This is a genomic window from Amycolatopsis sp. CA-230715 (assembly GCF_018736145.1).
Classification (GTDB): Bacteria; Actinomycetota; Actinomycetes; order Mycobacteriales; family Pseudonocardiaceae; genus Amycolatopsis.
Genome location: NZ_CP059997.1, coordinates 519,465 through 533,818 on the forward strand (window position 1 = coordinate 519,465; position 14,354 = coordinate 533,818).

Here is a 14,354-nt window from a genome sequence, read left to right on the forward strand (position 1 = left end):
GGCGCATACGGTAGTTCACCCGCGCGGACGGCCTCACCCGAACGCGGACAAAACCCGGTCGACATCACTGTCCGTGTTGTAGAGGTGGAAGCCGAACCGGGTCTTCCCCGCCCTGACCGCGGCGCGGACGCCCGCCGCGGTCAGGCGTTCCGCCACCCGGGGTGAGCACTCCACCGAAACGATCGCGCTTCCCCGCGACGCCAGTCCCAGCCCCGCGAGCAGGCGATCCGCGAGGCCGACGCAGTGCGCGCGGACCGCGTCGGCGTCGAGCGAAGCGAGGTAGGGCAGCGCGACGGCGGCCCCGGTCTGGGCGAGCCAGGCCGGGGAAAGATCGAGACCGCGCGCGCCGTCCGCGAGCCGCAGCGGCAGGCCGTACACGCTCTGCCACCGGTCTTCGCCCGCGTACCAGTTGGCCGCGACCGGCCGGGTGCGCGCGAGCGCGCGCGGGTGCACCGCGAGCCACGCCGCCCCTCGCGGCGAGAGCAGCCACTTGTACCCGGCGGCGACCACCCAGTCCGCCCAGTCGAGGCGCAGCGGGAGCCAGCCCGCCGCCTGGGTGGCGTCGAGCAGCACGGGGACGCCCGTGGCGCGCAACGCGTCGAGATCGGCGAGCGCGCCATCGGCGGACTGCACCACGCTCACCACGACCAGGTCGTACCCCGGTGCCCGCGCGGCCAGTTCGGCCAGCGGCACCTCCGTGACCGTGACACCGCGGTCCGCCTGCGCCGCGAACGGGAACGAAGCGCTGGTGAACTCGCCCTCGGCGACCAGCACGCGCGCGCCGTCGGCGAGCCCGGCCGCGACCAGGCCCACCAGCTGCGACACGCTCGCCCCGCTCGCCACGCGGTCCTCCGCCACGCCGATGATCCCGGCGAACGCGGCGCGCGCCGCGGCCACCGCGGCATCGAAACCGGGCGCGGACGCGCCGCCGGTGCGCCACTGTTCGACGCTCGCCGCCACCGCGTCGGCGACCGAAGACGGCGGGACACCGATGCTCGGCGTGTTGAGATATCCCTCGGGCACGGCGAACTCGGCCCCGAACGCGGTACGCATGAACACGAGCGTACGGGCGCGCGGGCCGGATCTCGACCGGCTTCCCCGGACTCCACAGCGCACTACCCCAGTGTCCACTGTGGAGGTTCCGGGTCAGCCGCCGCCGTACGCGCTGCTCGCGACACCGGCGCGCATCCCGTCGAGCGCGCGCAGCACCGACCGCAACGCCGGGGCCGGCGCACCCGCGTTTTCCCCGAGCTCGGCCAGCCGCGCCGAGTAGCGGCGGCGTTCGCGCGCGGTGGCGGCCCCCTTCACCCTCGCCAGCACGGCCAGCGCGGTCAGCGCGGCGTCCGCGGGCGGGACGGCCGCCACGTCGCCGCCGCCGCGCAGCGCACCGTCCACAACGGACCGGAGCCGGTCCTGGGCGCCGGTGTCGCGCAGCCGCTCACCACGCACCGGGATCACCCCGAACACGCGCGAGCGCCGCGGTTCCACCACACCCGACGCTTCAAGCTGCGCCTCGACGGCGCGCAGGGTGCCGCGGAATCCCTTGCGCACCGCGCCTTTCCAACTCCCCGGCCGCCCCTCGACGAGCTGCCCGAGCACCTCGTCGAGCACGTCGTCACCGGTCGACCCGCGCGGTCGCACCACCGGCGCGCCGCCGTCGTCGGCGAGCCGCCCGGAGAGCACCAGATCCGTCAGCGCGGCGGCGCGCACGGCGTACGCGCTGCGCTGGCGGTCGCGAAGGCGCCCCGATTTCGGGTTGAGCGCGAGCAGGTAGACCTTGCCCGGCAACGAAAGCTCCATGTCCCTCTCCCTCACTGGGTCCTGAGCGTTGGCCAGATCTCGGCCCACGCCCGGGTCCGGCCGGTCTCCAGCCAGGCGAGCCCGTCGATCACCGGTGCCGTCGCGGTGAAGTACCGGCCGAGCTTGCCGGGGTCGAAGCCGACGAAGAGCACGTCCCGCGCGCTCTCCGGCGGAGCGCCGAAGTACCAGTACCCTCTATGTCCACTGTAGACAGTGCCGACGCCTCGGCCGGCGCCGTTGTACTCGATCGCCGAGGCGAACGGGTAGATCTCGGCGAACACCACCGTGTGCGCCTTCTGCTCCGGGGGCAGCGCCTCGTAGGTCTTCGCCACCAGCTCGCCGAGCTGCTGCTGCGGCAGCTCCCCGCCCGCCATCGCCGAGCCGAGCGGGATCGGGCCCCACGACGCGGGCATGTCCGCGACCGCCGAAGCCGGGTAGATCGGCAGCCCCGCCGCCAGTACCGCGGCCGACAGCGCGAACGCGGGCCACGCCAGCACCCGCGACCAGGACGGCAGCCGCAGGCGGCTCACGTCCACCGCGGCGACCGCGAACGGCACCGCGAGCACCGACAGCAGGTAGTACGAGCGGCCGTGGGCGAGCGCGAACCCGGCGATCGTCAGCAGGATCGCGAAGCCGACGAACCGGTACGGCCGGAAGTGCCGCGCGGACACCAGGCGCGCGAGGCCGTAGACGAACGCCAGCACGCCGACGCCGATGCCCGCTCCCAGCAGCCCGTCGCGGAAGAACGGGCCGTACCCGGGGAACTCGGCCGCCACGACATCGCTCATGTGCGCGTACGGCCAGCCGTGCGCCGCCTGCCAGAGCAGTGTCGGCACGGTGGCCACCACCGCGATCGCCGCCCCGGCCCACAACAGCGGCCTGCGCAGCAGCTCCCGTGGCCCCAGCACGAGCGCGCTCAGCGTGAGCGCTGCCCAGAACGCCGGGATCAGGAACTTCGTTTCGAGCGAGACCGCGGTGACGATCCCGGCCCACAGCAGCGGCCGGTCGTCACCGCGGCCCTCCCGGTGCGACCGCACCCACCGCACGACGAGCCACGCGATGACCGTCCACCACAGCGGGTCGATCGTGTAGGTGCCGAGCAGGTGGCTCAGCACGACGACACCCGACGTCGCGTAGCAGCCCGCCGCCATCGCCTGCGCCCCGCGCCCGCCGCCGAGTTCCCTGGCGATGAGCGCGGTCACCACGATGCCCGCCATCGCGGCGAGCGCGGTCGGCAACCGCAGTGCGAGCAGCGAGCCGGGGAAGAGCGAATCGAGCGCCCCGGCTAGGGCGGGCACCAGCGGCGGCTGGTCGAAATACCCCCAGTCGAGATGATCTCGACCCGCCATCAGGAAGTACACCTCGTCGAACCCGTGGCCGTAGCGGGTGCTCGTCCACACCAGCAGCGCGCCGGCCAGGCCCGCGATCACCAGCACCGGCAGCCGCGCGAACGGCGGGACACCCGGGGCCACCTCCCGTTCGAGGTGATCGGTTTCTGTCGCGTCCACGGAAACCACGTTCAGCCACTCCCCTTTTTCCATCGGCTGCGGCAAATTCCAGCCGATCGCGGGCCTTCGCCGACAGCGGCCAACGAGGACGATCGAATCCACGAAAGTCGGGTATCGGCACGAGGGCAGCAACTTTCGTTGCGACCGCGTCACCCGGAGGCGGCAACCGTCAGCGATACCGGGCCCTCGTGGCTACCGTGGGCGCGTGACGGAGTTCCTGCCGCGCTACCCCGTGCGCTTCCCGCTGTGGCCCCGCCGCCACGACGGGTGGATCGTCGCGGGCGCGGTGGTCCTGTTCGCCCTGTTCGACGTGACCCTGTTCGTCGCGGGCCCGGTCACCACCGGCTGGCTCGGCCCCCACGCGTGGCTGATCGCCGCGCTGGCCGCGGACTGCGCGCTGCTGTTCCTCATCCGGTATCCGATCGCGGTCTCGGTGCTGATGATCGCGATCTCCGCCGGGTGGCTCGCCTCCGACCTGTTCTCGCCGGGACTGCTGAAACCGGTCGTGCCGCTGACGCTGACCACGGTGCCGGTCGCGGTTCCCGCGGTCGCCACCCAGCTGCCCCGGCTGCTCGACCGGCGCACCGCGCTGGTGCTGGCCGGGGTGCTCGCGGTGTTCGCGTCGAGGCCGTGGGCGCCGAGCTGGAGCACGACGCCGTTCGGGCTGCTCGCCACGGTGGTGCCCGCGCTCACCGGGATGTACTTCCAAGCGCGGCGCCAGTTGCTGAACTCGCTGCGGGACCGCGCGGAACGGGCGGAACGCGAACAAGAGCTGCTCGCCGAGCGCGCGCGTGCGCAGGAACGCCGCCACCTCGCCGCCGAGATGCACGACGTGGTCACCCACCGGCTGAGCCTGATGGTGCTGCAGGCTGGCGCGCTGGGCGTGGTCACCACCGACGCGAAGGTCCGCACCGCCGCCGAGGACATCCGGCAGGCGGGCACCCAGGCGCTCGACGAACTGCGCGATCTCGTCGGGGTGTTGCGCGGCGACGAAGCCATCAGCGCGGTGCGACCGGGTAAGAACGGCTCGCCACCGGACGACCCGTCCGATTTCGAAGCGCTCGTCGCGGAATCCGAAACCGCGGGCACCCCGGTGACCTACCAGGTGGAGGGCGAGCGCGGATCGGTGTCGCCGACGGTCTCCCGCACCGCCTACCGCGTGGTGCAGGAGGCGCTGACCAACATTCGCAAGCACGCGCCGGGCTCGCCGACCCTGGTCCTGCTGCGGTACCTGCCCGACGGGCTCCGGATCAGCGTCGTCAACGAAGCGCCGTCGCGGCCACCCGACCCGGTGCTCGCCGCGAGCGGCTCCGGCGCGGGCCTGCTCGGCCTCCGCCAGCGCGTCGAGCTGATCGGCGGCAGCCTGCACAGCGGGCACTCCCCCGGCGGCGGCTACCGCGTCGATGCGATACTTCCGGCCTACGTCCCGACGGCAGAAAGCGCGCGTCATGATCAGGGTGATCGTCGTCGATGACGAGCCCATGGTGTGCGCGCACCTGCGCACCATCCTGGGCTCCGCGGACGACATCGAGGTGGTCGCGCAGGCGCAGGACGGCGCCGAAGCCGTCGAAGCGGCCGTGCGGCACCGGCCGGACGTGATGCTGATGGACCTCCGGATGCCGGGCGTGGACGGGCTGACCGCGATCGAGCGCATCGCGAAGCTCCCGCAGGCGCCCGCGGTCGTCGCACTGACCACGTTCGACGCCGACGACTACGTCATCCGCGCACTACGCGGCGGCGCGGCGGGCTTCCTGGTGAAGTCGACGCCCCCGGAGGACCTGATCGGGCTGGTGCGGGTGGCCGCGGACGGGCACACCGTGCTGTCGCCGGAAGCGGCGCGGCGGCTGGTGGCCGCGTCGTCGGACAGCTCGCTGCGCGCGGAGGCCGCGAAGCGCCGCGCCGCGGCCTTGACCGAGCGCGAGGTCGAGGTGCTCGGCTGCCTCGGCGGCGGACTGTCCAATGCGGACATCGCGGGGAAGCTGCACCTGTCCGAGGCGACGGTGAAGAGCTACGTGTCGCGGATGCTGGTGAAGCTCGACTGCGCCAACCGCACCCAGGCCGGGCTGCTCGCCCTCGAAGCGGGCCTCGTCACGCGCTGAGGCCGGAGTTTTCGGACTCCATGAGCGCGGTGAACAGGATGCGCAGGTGCCCCCGCGCGCGGTGCCAGCGCGCGGTCAGCTCGGCTTCGTCCCGCGTCGCCCAGCTCGCGATGAGGATGCCCCTGATCATGTCCATCGCGGTGTACACCGCGTGCAGGAACTCCGGGTGCGCCGCGTACTCCGGCATCAGCGCCTTGCCGAAGTCCACGAGGCTTCCGGTGGCGATCGGCTCCACGAGCGTCATCTGCTCCCGCAGCTCCGGGTCGGTCCGGGAGGCCACCCACAGCTCGACGGTCGCGGAGAACACCGGCCCCTGGTGCATTTCCCAGAGCAGTTGCAGTGCGTCCCCGATCGGGTCGGCCGAAGCCTTGAGCCGGTCGAGCTCGGCCATCGCGACCTCGGTCCGCTTCGCGGCGAGGTGCCGGATCGCCGAGGTCACGAGGTCGGTCTTGGTCGGGAAGTGGTGCACCTGGGCGCCCCTGGTGACCCCGGCCCGGTCGGCGACCCTGGTCGTGGTGGTGCCCGCGTAGCCGAACTCGACGAGGCAGTCGATCGTGGCGTCGAGCAGGCGCTGGCGCATCGCCGCGCTGCGCTCTTCCTGGGTGCGCCCCGTCGCCCCTCGTCGTACCGCCATGCGGGCAACCTTATTGCGCGTGGTCCTCCGCTTCGCGCTTACCCGCCGTGTACGCGACGAGCCCGTCGACCATGCGCACGAGGAACCGGCCGAGCACTCGCCGGAAGAACCAGCCGGTACCGGGTACCTTCGGCCGGAACGTCGAGTGCCAGTGGATCTCCGTGCCGCCGCCTTCGGCTTCGGGGAGGGCGGTGAGATCCACGTCGGCCCGGTAGCCGCGCAGCGGCAGGCCCGATTTCAGCGCGTAGGAGAAGCGGCGGTCCGGCACCAGTTCCACCACCTCCTCGCAGGACGTGGTGCGCCCGGTGCGGAATTGGCGCAGCGCGCCGAGGCCCTCGTCGCCGTCCGACGCCTCCTTCAGCAGCGTGAACGACCCGAGCGGTGACCATCGCGGCCAGCTCGCGCCGTCCCTGAGCAGTGCGTACACCACGGATGGCGGCGCGTCGGTTCTCCCGCGCGCCGAAATTCTCTGAACCATGCGGTACATGTACCATCTGGTTCAGACGACTGACAAGGGGGCGATCGATGCCGGCCGACGCGCGCGCGACCCTGCTCGCGACCGCGGTGGACAAGCTCGCGGAGACCGGTGTCGGCGACCGGAGCCTGCGCGCGCTCGCCGCGGACCTCGGCACCAGCCACCGCATGGTGATCTACCACTTCGGCTCCAAGGAGGGCCTGCTCGTCGAGGTGGCCCGCGAGGTCGAACGCCGCATGCGCGACGCGCTCCGCACGCTCGAATTCGACGACGACCTCCCGCCGGACGAGATCGCGCTCCGCTTCTGGCACGTGCTGACCGATCCGGCGCTGCGGCCGAGCCAGCGGCTGTTCTTCGAGCTCTACGGCCAAGCGCTGCAGGGCAGGGCGGGCACCACCGGCCTGCTCGACGGGATCATCGACGACTGGCTCGAACCGGTTTCCGAACTGCTGCGGCGGCTCGGGGTCGAGGAGGCGGCCGTGCGCACCCGCGCCAGGCTCGGCCTCGCCACCGCGCGGGGCCTGCTGCTCGACCTCGTGACCACCGGAGACACCGAAGGTGTGCGCGAAGCGATGGAAATGTTCGTCGCCGAGCACACGCGTTCACGATCACAGCGAACTCACAGCTGGCACCAGGCAGACTGCCAGGGTGCCCGAGCAGACTGACCAGGTGATCGCAGACGACGTGCCGAGACCGCTGGCCCGCGCCCTCGCCGCACTCCCCCGGCCGTCGACGACGCCGTTCACCTTCTGCTACCTCGTGGTCCTGCTCGGCACGACGATCGTGCTGCACACCGCGGACCCGTCGCTGACCTCGAAGCTGCTCGCGTTGTCCAGCACCGACGCGCACAACCTGTGGCACCGCCCGCTCCTCACGCTGTTCACCAGCGCGCTGTGGCTCGCCGACGCGATGTGGCTGGTCAACCTGGTGATCTTCACGATCGCGGTGGCGCCGCTCGAACGCCGGATCGGTCCACTGTGGACGGCCGCGGTGTTCTTCAGCGGCCACGTGCTGGCGACGCTGGCGACCGAGCTGCCGGTGATGTGGTCGGTCAGCGCGGGCGCGCTGACCGCGCAGGACGCGCGCTGGGTCGACGTCGGCGTAAGCTACGGCTTCTTCGCCACCGCGGGCGCGCTGGTGGCACTGGTCGCCCCGCCGATGCGGCGGTGGGCCGTGCTCACCGCGGAAACCGTGGTCCTGCTCGTCTACGTGACCGGCCGGCCCGGCGCGCTGTCCGATGTGGTCACGCTGGCGGGGCACCTGTTCGCGCTGCACCTCGGCATGCTCGCCTGGCAACCGTGGCTGCGGCGGCGCGGACTCGTCGGCAGTGTGCGATTCAGGCGGCGTGAACTCGCTCCTCCGTTGGAAGGCCTCGCGGAACCCGTCCCCACCGCCTGACCGTTTTTTGTTGCCCCTGAACCAAAGCGGAAACGAGCGCCGCGCGTCGGTACGGTGGCGAAGTGATCTCTGGGGAGCTGAAGCAGGCGCGCTGGGCGGTGTCCGTGGTGTTCGCGGTGTGCGGCGCCGCGTTCGGGACCTGGCTGGCGCGCATCCCGTCCGTGCAGGCGCAAGCCGGGCTCAGCACCGGCGAGCTGGGCGTCGGCCTGTTCGGGCTCGCGGCGGGCTCGGTGGTCGCCCTGCTCGGCGCGGGCGCGCTGATCACCAGGATCGGCAGCAGGGCCGCCGTCCTGCTCGGCGCGACGGTGCTGTGCGCTGGCCTGCCGCTGGTCGCGTTCGCGCCGGACCTGCCGCTGTTCGTCGCCTCGCTGGTCGTGCTCGGCGTCGGCAACAGCGTGCTCGACGTCGCGATGAACTCCCACGCGGCACGGGTGGAAGCGGGCTACGGCCGCCCGATCTTCGCCGGGTTCCACGCGTTCTGGAACCTCGGCGGACTCGCGGGCTCCGGTGTGGACGCGCTGATGGAGACCTGGCACGTCCCGGTGCCCGTGCACTTCTCGTGCACGGGCGCGGTACTGCTCGCGATCGCGCTGTGGGCCGCGGTGACACGCTTCCTCCGCGGCGCGGACGCTGGGCAGGGCGAAGCCGCCTTCGCCCTGCCCAGCCGCGCGCTGCTCCCGCTCGGGGCGATCGCGTTCTGCGCGTTCGTGGCCGAGGGCGCGGTCAACAGCTGGAGCGCGGTGTACCTCGCCGACGTCACCGACGCCACGCCCGCACTGGCCTCGCTCGGCTACTTCGCCTTCTCCCTCACGATGATCACGGTGCGCGCGGTGACCGACCGCGTGGTGGCGCGCGTCGGGGGCGTGCGGTTCGTCCGCGTGGCCACCGCGGTCGCCGTGCTCGGCTTCGCGCTCGTGCTGGCCGTCCCGGTGCCCGCCGTCGGCTTGCTCGGCTTCGCCGTGATCGGGATCGGCGTCGCCGGGATCGTGCCTATCGCCTGGAGCACGGCGAGCCGCAAGGAAGCCGACTCGCCCGGCAAGGCGGTCGCCGCGGTGGCCGCCTGCGGCTATATCGGCTTCCTCGTCGAGCCCGCGCTGATCAGCGCACTCGCCGGGGTGGTCGGGCTGCACTGGGCGCTCGCGTCCGCCGTCGTGCTCACCTCGTGCGTCTTCGCACTCGCCCCCGCGTTGCGCACGGCCCCCGCTCAGGTCCTGGCGTAGGTCAGGTGCAGCACCCCGCTGTCGTACGCGGTGGTGCCGGTGAGCGCGAACCGCTGTGGGGAGAACCCGCCGGAGAACAACGGGATCCCGGCCCCGGCGACCACCGGGTGGAGCTTGAGCACGATCTCGTCGATCTCCTCGCGCAGCGACTGGGCGAGCCCGGCGCCGCCGCACAACCAGATCCCGAGCCCGTCTTCCCGCTTCAGCTCGCGGACCTTCTCCACGGGATCGCCCGCCACCAGTTCGACCGCCGGATCCTCGGTGGCGGTCATGGTCGTCGAGAACACGTAGTGCCGCAGGTGCGGGTACGCGTCGGCGATCCCTTCGGCGAGCCCGATCTCGTACGAACCGCGTCCTTCCAGGACGGTGTCGAAGATCTTGTTCGGGCCGCCGATGCCCACTGCCTCGCGGGCGAAACCCGGCACGATGTCCGGGTAGTCGCGGAAGAGCCCCTGCATGTGGTCGCCCTCGGCGACGAAGAAGCCGTCGGGGCCCGCCGGGTTGCCACCGCCGGGCGCGGCGATGATCCCGTCCAGGGTGGCCGCCACCAGATAGGTCAGCTTTCGCATGGGGTCCTCCTCGTGTCTCGCTGAACAACTACAGTTGTAGTACTATGTCCGTAGTGGTTGCAAGTCCTTTTTCCGGAGGGAGTCGGCATGCGGGGGAATCCGGCGCGGCGCAAGGCGCTCATCGACGCGGCCATCGAAGTGCTCGCCCGCGAAGGCGCGCGCGGGCTGACCTTCCGCGCCGTCGACACCGAAGCGGGCGTCCCCCCTGGCACCGCGTCGAACTACTTCCCCAGCAGGGACGATCTGTTCGACCAGATCGGCGGGCACATCCACGAACGCCTCACGCCCGAGCCGTCCGGTCTCGCCGAGACGATGCGGGCACGGCCGAGCCGCGAACTCGTCGCGGTCCTGCTGCACCAGCTCGTCGAACGCCTCAGCGCCGATCCGCGCGGTTACCTGGCGCTGGTCGAACTGCGCCTCGAAGCGACGAGGCGGCCGAAGCTCCGCGCGGTGCTCACCGACCTGATCGGCGCGAACATCGACGAAAACGTGCGCTTCCACCTCGATTCGGGCCTGCCCGGCGACCGGATCACCGTGGTGCTGCTGCAGTTCGCGATGAGCTGGCTGATGGTGGAACACCTGACGCTGCCCGGACTCTTCGAGCGGATGCCCGCCGAAGACCTCGTCGCGGCCATGGTCGAAAGGCTCGTGCCGGAAGCCTGACGGCTCCGGCGGCTAGAGCTGGACGGAGCGGTGCAGCGAGCCGACTTCGGCCCGCGTCAGCGCGCGCAGCGAGCCGGGTTTCCCGTTGCCGAGCTGGACGTCGCCGATCGCGGTCCGCACGAGCTTGCGCACCGGGTGCCCGACCTCGTCGAGCAGCCTGCGCACGATGTGCTTGCGGCCCTCGTGCAGCACGATCTCCACGAGTGTGCGCCCGGCCTGCATGTCCTTGACGCGGAACGCGTCCGCCTTGACCGGCCCGTCCTCCAGCTCGACCCCGGCCTTGAGCGTCTTGCCGAGCCCGCGGGGCACGAGCCCGTCGACCTCGGCGAGGTAGGTCTTGAGCACGTGGTACGACGGGTGCATCAGCCGGTGCGCGAGATCGCCGTCGTTGGTGAGCAGCAGCAGGCCCTCGGTGTCGGCGTCGAGCCTGCCGACGTGGAACAGCCGCTCGTCGCGCTGCCGGATGTAGTCGCCGACGCACGGGCGGCCCTGGTCGTCCTCCATCGTGCTGTGCACGCCGCGGGGCTTGTTCAACGCCAGGTACACCAGCGTTTCGTCGAGCACGACCCGGGTCCCGTCGACGTGGATGACCGCGCTCGCCGGATCCACCCTGGTGCCCAGTTCGCGCACCGTCTTCCCGTCCACGGTGACCCTGCCCTGCGCGATCAGGTCCTCGGCGGCACGACGCGAAGCCACTCCCGCCTTGGAAAGCACCTTCTGCAGGCGCACGCCTTCGGGGCCGTCGGTACGAGCGCGGTCAGATGTCATCGATCGAATCCACTTCCGGGAGCAGGGGCGCGATCGGGGGCAGGTCGTTGAGCGACGAGAGCCCAAGCCGTTCGAGGAACAGCTCGGTCGTCACGTACAGGGTGCCACCGGTCTCGGCGTCGGTCCCGGTCTCCTCGATCAGTCCCCTGGCGAGCAGGGTGCGGATGACGCCGTCGACGTTGACGCCGCGCACCGCGGCCACCCTGGCGCGGGTGACCGGCTGACGGTAGGCGATCACCGCGAGGGTCTCCAACGCGGCCCTGGTCAGCTTCGAACGCTGGCCGTCGAGCAGGAGCTTTTCCACGAACGGCGCGAAGGTGTCGCGGGTGAAGAACCGCCAGCCTTCGCCGACGCGGCGCAGGTCGATCCCGCTGTCGCGCTCGGTGAACCGGGTCGCCATCAGGCGCAGCGCCTCGGTCACCCTGGGCACCGGCTGGTCGAGCGCGTCGGCGAGGGACTCCTCGCTCGCGGGCGAGTCGACCACCAGCAGCAGCGCTTCGAGCGCGGCCTCGAGCATCCAGCTCTCGGTGAGGTCCGGCAGCGAGCTCGCGACCGCGACCAGCTCCGGGTCCTCGCCGTCCTCGGGTTCGCCGTTTTCCCCGCTGTCACCGCTTTCGGCCAGGTCCGGCCCTTCACCGTCCACTTCGGACTCAGTGTCCACTTCGGACCCGGAATCCTCGTGCCCGGCCTCGGTTCCGGCCGCCTCGGCCTCCGATGCTTCCGCATCGTTACTGTCCACTGTGTCCAGTGGGGCGCCGTCCGGTCGCGTGGTCTGGAGCGCGTCCAGGTCGACGACCGGCGCGGCCTCGTCGTCCGTGCTCACCCGTACTCCTCCTCTTCGACAACGGCCCGGTCGCGGTCGGCGTCGGCGGCCGCCTTCGCATCGTCCACCGAACCGCCCGTCCATCGCACGTGCAGTTCCTGCAGCGCCGCCTCCTGTTCGAAGTGGACGGACGACTCGCGGTACAGCTCCAGCAGCGCGAGGAACCTGGCCACCACTTCGAGTGTGTGCTCGCAGTCCGAAACCAGCTCGCCGAACGTCAGGTTGCCCGCCTCGGCGAGGCGCAGCCGCAGCACGGCCGCGTGCTCGCGGACCGAGACCTTGCCCGCGTGCAGGTGGTCGAGCGAAACCGTCGGCGGCGGCTTCGGCCGGAACACCGAAAGCGCGATCTCGGCGAACTTCTCCGGGGTGACGCCGAGCATCACCTCCGGCAGCAGGCCGAGGAACTTCTCCTCCAGCGCCACCGACCGCGGGTAGCGGCGCAGCGCGCCCGCCTCCAGCTCCGCGAACAACGCGGCGACCTGCTTGTACGCGCGGTACTGCAGCACGCGCGCGAACAACAGGTCCCTGGCCTCGAGCAACGCGAGGTCGTCCTCGTTCTCGACGTCGGCCGAGGGCAGCAGCCGCGCGGCCTTCAGGTCGAGCAGGGTCGCCGCGATGACGAGGAACTCGGTGGTCTCGTCGAGGTCCCACTCGGCGCCGAGCGCCCTGGTGTAGGCGATGAAGTCGTCGGTGACCTGGTGCAGCGCGACCTCGGTGACGTCCAGCTCGTGCTGCGAGATCAGCTGCAGCAACAGGTCGAACGGGCCTTCGAAGTTGGCCAGCCGGACCTTGAACTTCGACGACGAGCCGTCGTCCGGCGCCGGATCCCCGTCCGCCGGTTCCCCGGCGGGCTCGGGATCGGCGGGTTCGGCGGCCGCGGTGTCCTCCCCGACCGACTCCGGCCGGGGATCGGGCTCCCCGGCCAGTTCGGTGGGGTCCATCAGTTGCGCTCGGCCTGTTCCGTGCCGAGGCCGCCGACGTCGCCGACCCCGCCGTCACGGAGCCGTTTCACCAGCACCGACTCCTCGCCGTGCTGGTCGAAGTCCGCCAGCAGCACCGCCACCGCCTCGCGCACCAGCCTGCCCCGGTCGACGACGAGGTCGTGCGAACCGCGCAACGCCAGCCTGGCGTGCTCCATCGCGAGCAGCTCGTCACCGGAGACGTACACGGTGATCTTCGCGTCGTGCTTCTGCCGTCCGGAGCCGCGCCGCGCCGCGCCGTTGTCCGGGAGCGAGCTCTTGCGGGCGCTCGGCGCCTGCCTCGGCTGCTCGCGTGGTTCCGGCGCGGGTTCGGTGTCGAACGCGGGGCTGCTGCCCGTCAGGCGAAAGAGTTCCGAAGCCCCTGGAAGGGAGGCCCGCCTGCTCACCTGGCGATCACCTCGCGGGCCAGCGCGCGGTACGCCGCCGCGCCGGCCGACTTCGGAGCCCACCGGGTGATCGGCTCGCCGGCCACCGTGGTCTCCGGGAATCGCACGGTGCGGTTGATGACCGTGTCGAACACGGTCTCCCCGAATGCCTCCACCACGCGCGCCATGACCTCCTTCGAATGCAGGGTTCTCGGGTCGAACATGGTCGCGAGAATCCCCGTTATGTCCAGCTTGGGGTTGAGGCGCTCACGCACCTTCTCGATGGTGTCGATCAGGAGCGCGACGCCGCGCAGACTGAAGAACTCGCACTCAAGGGGGATGACCACGCCGTCCGCAGCGGTCAGTGCGTTCACCGTGAGCAACCCCAGCGAGGGCTGGCAGTCGACCAAAACATAGTCGTAGTCGTCCATCACCGGACGAAGGACCCTCAGTAGCGTGTGTTCGCGGCCCACTTCGGCGACCAGCTGGACCTCGGCCGCGGACAGGTCGATGTTGCTCGGCAGCAGGTCGACGTTCTCCACGCGGGTGCTCCGGAGCACGTCGGTGATGCTCACCGAGCGCTCCATGATCACGTTGTAGACCGTGTGGTCCAGCTCGTGCGGCTGGATGCCGAGCCCGACGGACAGCGCGCCCTGCGGGTCGAAGTCGACGAGCAGCACGCGCCGCCCGTACTCGGCGAGCGCGGCGCCGAGGTTGATCGTGGAGGTGGTCTTGCCGACCCCGCCCTTCTGGTTGCACATCGCCAGCACGGTCGCCGGGCCGTGCCGGTCGAGCATGGGCGGTTCCGGGATCGCCCGCCACGGGCGGCCCGTCGGACCGAGCTTCTTCTCCTTCGCCTTGGCGTCCAGAACTTCCGTCACGTCTTCGTCGGCATTCCTGTCTTCGGTGGCAATCTTCGCCGTGCTCAGGCTTGCGGCCGCGGAACCCGCTTGCGCGGCCGACCTGGCTGCGTTGACCTCAGGTGTCGACATGGCGAGAAAGCTCCTCGTTCGGCGGGTCTCCGGCAGCCTATTCGCGCTCGGGTGCCCCAC

17 protein-coding genes are annotated in these 14,354 nt (G+C 71.5%); 6 read left to right on the plus strand and 11 right to left on the minus strand.

Annotated features, from left to right (window positions below; translation table 11 throughout):
• Positions 1-33: 33 nt before the first annotated feature.
• The 3 genes from HUW46_RS02455 to HUW46_RS02465 form a co-directional block, all read right to left on the minus strand.
• The gene (locus HUW46_RS02455; RefSeq protein ID WP_215545709.1) at positions 34-1,053 is read right to left on the minus strand and encodes an aminotransferase class V-fold PLP-dependent enzyme; all 1,020 of its coding nucleotides are present in this window, start codon (positions 1,051-1,053) and stop codon (positions 34-36) included.
• Between the two features lie 93 nt (positions 1,054-1,146).
• Positions 1,147-1,800 (minus strand): GOLPH3/VPS74 family protein, encoded by a 654-nt coding sequence (locus HUW46_RS02460; RefSeq protein ID WP_215545710.1) that lies wholly within the window; start codon positions 1,798-1,800, stop codon positions 1,147-1,149.
• An 11-nt stretch (positions 1,801-1,811) separates the two neighbouring features.
• On the minus strand, positions 1,812-3,410 hold the full coding sequence (locus HUW46_RS02465) for an ArnT family glycosyltransferase (RefSeq protein ID WP_254125743.1): 1,599 nt from the start codon (positions 3,408-3,410) through the stop codon (positions 1,812-1,814).
• 103 nt (positions 3,411-3,513) lie between these two features.
• Between HUW46_RS02465 and HUW46_RS02470 the strand changes: the two genes are divergently transcribed.
• Together HUW46_RS02470 and HUW46_RS02475 are read left to right on the plus strand one after the other, a co-directional pair.
• Complete coding sequence (locus HUW46_RS02470; RefSeq protein ID WP_254125745.1) at positions 3,514-4,782, plus strand: sensor histidine kinase; 1,269 nt, start codon at positions 3,514-3,516, stop codon at positions 4,780-4,782.
• On the plus strand, positions 4,757-5,407 hold the full coding sequence (locus tag HUW46_RS02475; RefSeq protein WP_215545711.1) for a response regulator transcription factor: 651 nt from the start codon (positions 4,757-4,759) through the stop codon (positions 5,405-5,407). The genes HUW46_RS02470 and HUW46_RS02475 overlap by 26 nt, the downstream gene beginning before the upstream one ends.
• Here the strand turns inward: HUW46_RS02475 and HUW46_RS02480 are convergent.
• Entirely contained in the window at positions 5,397-5,987 is a 591-nt protein-coding gene (locus tag HUW46_RS02480) for a TetR/AcrR family transcriptional regulator (protein ID WP_215549629.1), read from the minus strand. The two genes, HUW46_RS02475 and HUW46_RS02480, sit on opposite strands and share 11 nt — an antisense overlap.
• 64 nt (positions 5,988-6,051) lie before the next feature.
• Positions 6,052-6,519: an SRPBCC family protein gene (locus HUW46_RS02485; protein WP_215545712.1), complete on the minus strand. Its 468-nt coding sequence runs from the start codon at positions 6,517-6,519 to the stop codon at positions 6,052-6,054.
• Positions 6,520-6,566: 47 nt separating this feature from the next.
• Between HUW46_RS02485 and HUW46_RS02490 the strand changes: the two genes are divergently transcribed.
• From HUW46_RS02490 to HUW46_RS02500, 3 genes are all read left to right on the plus strand, one after another.
• Positions 6,567-7,181, plus strand: coding sequence for a TetR/AcrR family transcriptional regulator (locus HUW46_RS02490; RefSeq protein WP_215545713.1), 615 nt, complete (start codon positions 6,567-6,569; stop codon positions 7,179-7,181).
• Positions 7,165-7,914 carry a rhomboid-like protein gene (locus HUW46_RS02495; protein ID WP_215545714.1) on the plus strand — a complete coding sequence of 250 codons (750 nt, stop codon included), beginning with the start codon at positions 7,165-7,167 and terminating at the stop codon, positions 7,912-7,914. The genes HUW46_RS02490 and HUW46_RS02495 overlap by 17 nt, the downstream gene beginning before the upstream one ends.
• Before the next feature lie 62 nt (positions 7,915-7,976).
• Complete coding sequence (locus tag HUW46_RS02500; protein WP_254125749.1) at positions 7,977-9,134, plus strand: MFS transporter; 1,158 nt, start codon at positions 7,977-7,979, stop codon at positions 9,132-9,134.
• Here HUW46_RS02500 and HUW46_RS02505 read toward each other — a convergent pair.
• Positions 9,119-9,703 (minus strand): dihydrofolate reductase family protein, encoded by a 585-nt coding sequence (locus HUW46_RS02505; protein WP_215545715.1) that lies wholly within the window; start codon positions 9,701-9,703, stop codon positions 9,119-9,121. The two genes, HUW46_RS02500 and HUW46_RS02505, sit on opposite strands and share 16 nt — an antisense overlap.
• Before the next feature lie 87 nt (positions 9,704-9,790).
• On the opposite strand from HUW46_RS02505, the gene HUW46_RS02510 reads away from it, so the two are divergent.
• Positions 9,791-10,366, plus strand: coding sequence for a TetR/AcrR family transcriptional regulator (locus HUW46_RS02510; protein ID WP_215545716.1), 576 nt, complete (start codon positions 9,791-9,793; stop codon positions 10,364-10,366).
• A 12-nt stretch (positions 10,367-10,378) separates the two neighbouring features.
• Here HUW46_RS02510 and HUW46_RS02515 read toward each other — a convergent pair whose 3' ends face one another.
• The 5 genes from HUW46_RS02515 to HUW46_RS02535 are packed head-to-tail and all read right to left on the minus strand — an operon-like array spanning position 10,379 to position 14,294.
• Complete coding sequence (locus HUW46_RS02515; protein WP_215545717.1) at positions 10,379-11,134, minus strand: pseudouridine synthase; 756 nt, start codon at positions 11,132-11,134, stop codon at positions 10,379-10,381.
• Complete coding sequence (scpB, locus tag HUW46_RS02520) at positions 11,124-11,957, minus strand: SMC-Scp complex subunit ScpB (protein WP_442860909.1); 834 nt, start codon at positions 11,955-11,957, stop codon at positions 11,124-11,126. The genes HUW46_RS02515 and scpB overlap by 11 nt, the downstream gene beginning before the upstream one ends.
• On the minus strand, positions 11,954-12,898 hold the full coding sequence (locus HUW46_RS02525; RefSeq protein WP_215545718.1) for a segregation and condensation protein A: 945 nt from the start codon (positions 12,896-12,898) through the stop codon (positions 11,954-11,956). Before HUW46_RS02525 ends, scpB begins: the two co-directional genes overlap by 4 nt.
• Entirely contained in the window at positions 12,898-13,323 is a 426-nt protein-coding gene (locus tag HUW46_RS02530) for a cobyrinic acid a,c-diamide synthase (protein ID WP_215545719.1), read from the minus strand. The genes HUW46_RS02525 and HUW46_RS02530 overlap by 1 nt, the downstream gene beginning before the upstream one ends.
• Positions 13,320-14,294 (minus strand): ParA family protein, encoded by a 975-nt coding sequence (locus tag HUW46_RS02535; RefSeq protein WP_215545720.1) that lies wholly within the window; start codon positions 14,292-14,294, stop codon positions 13,320-13,322. The genes HUW46_RS02530 and HUW46_RS02535 overlap by 4 nt, the downstream gene beginning before the upstream one ends.
• Positions 14,295-14,354 lie beyond the last annotated feature (60 nt).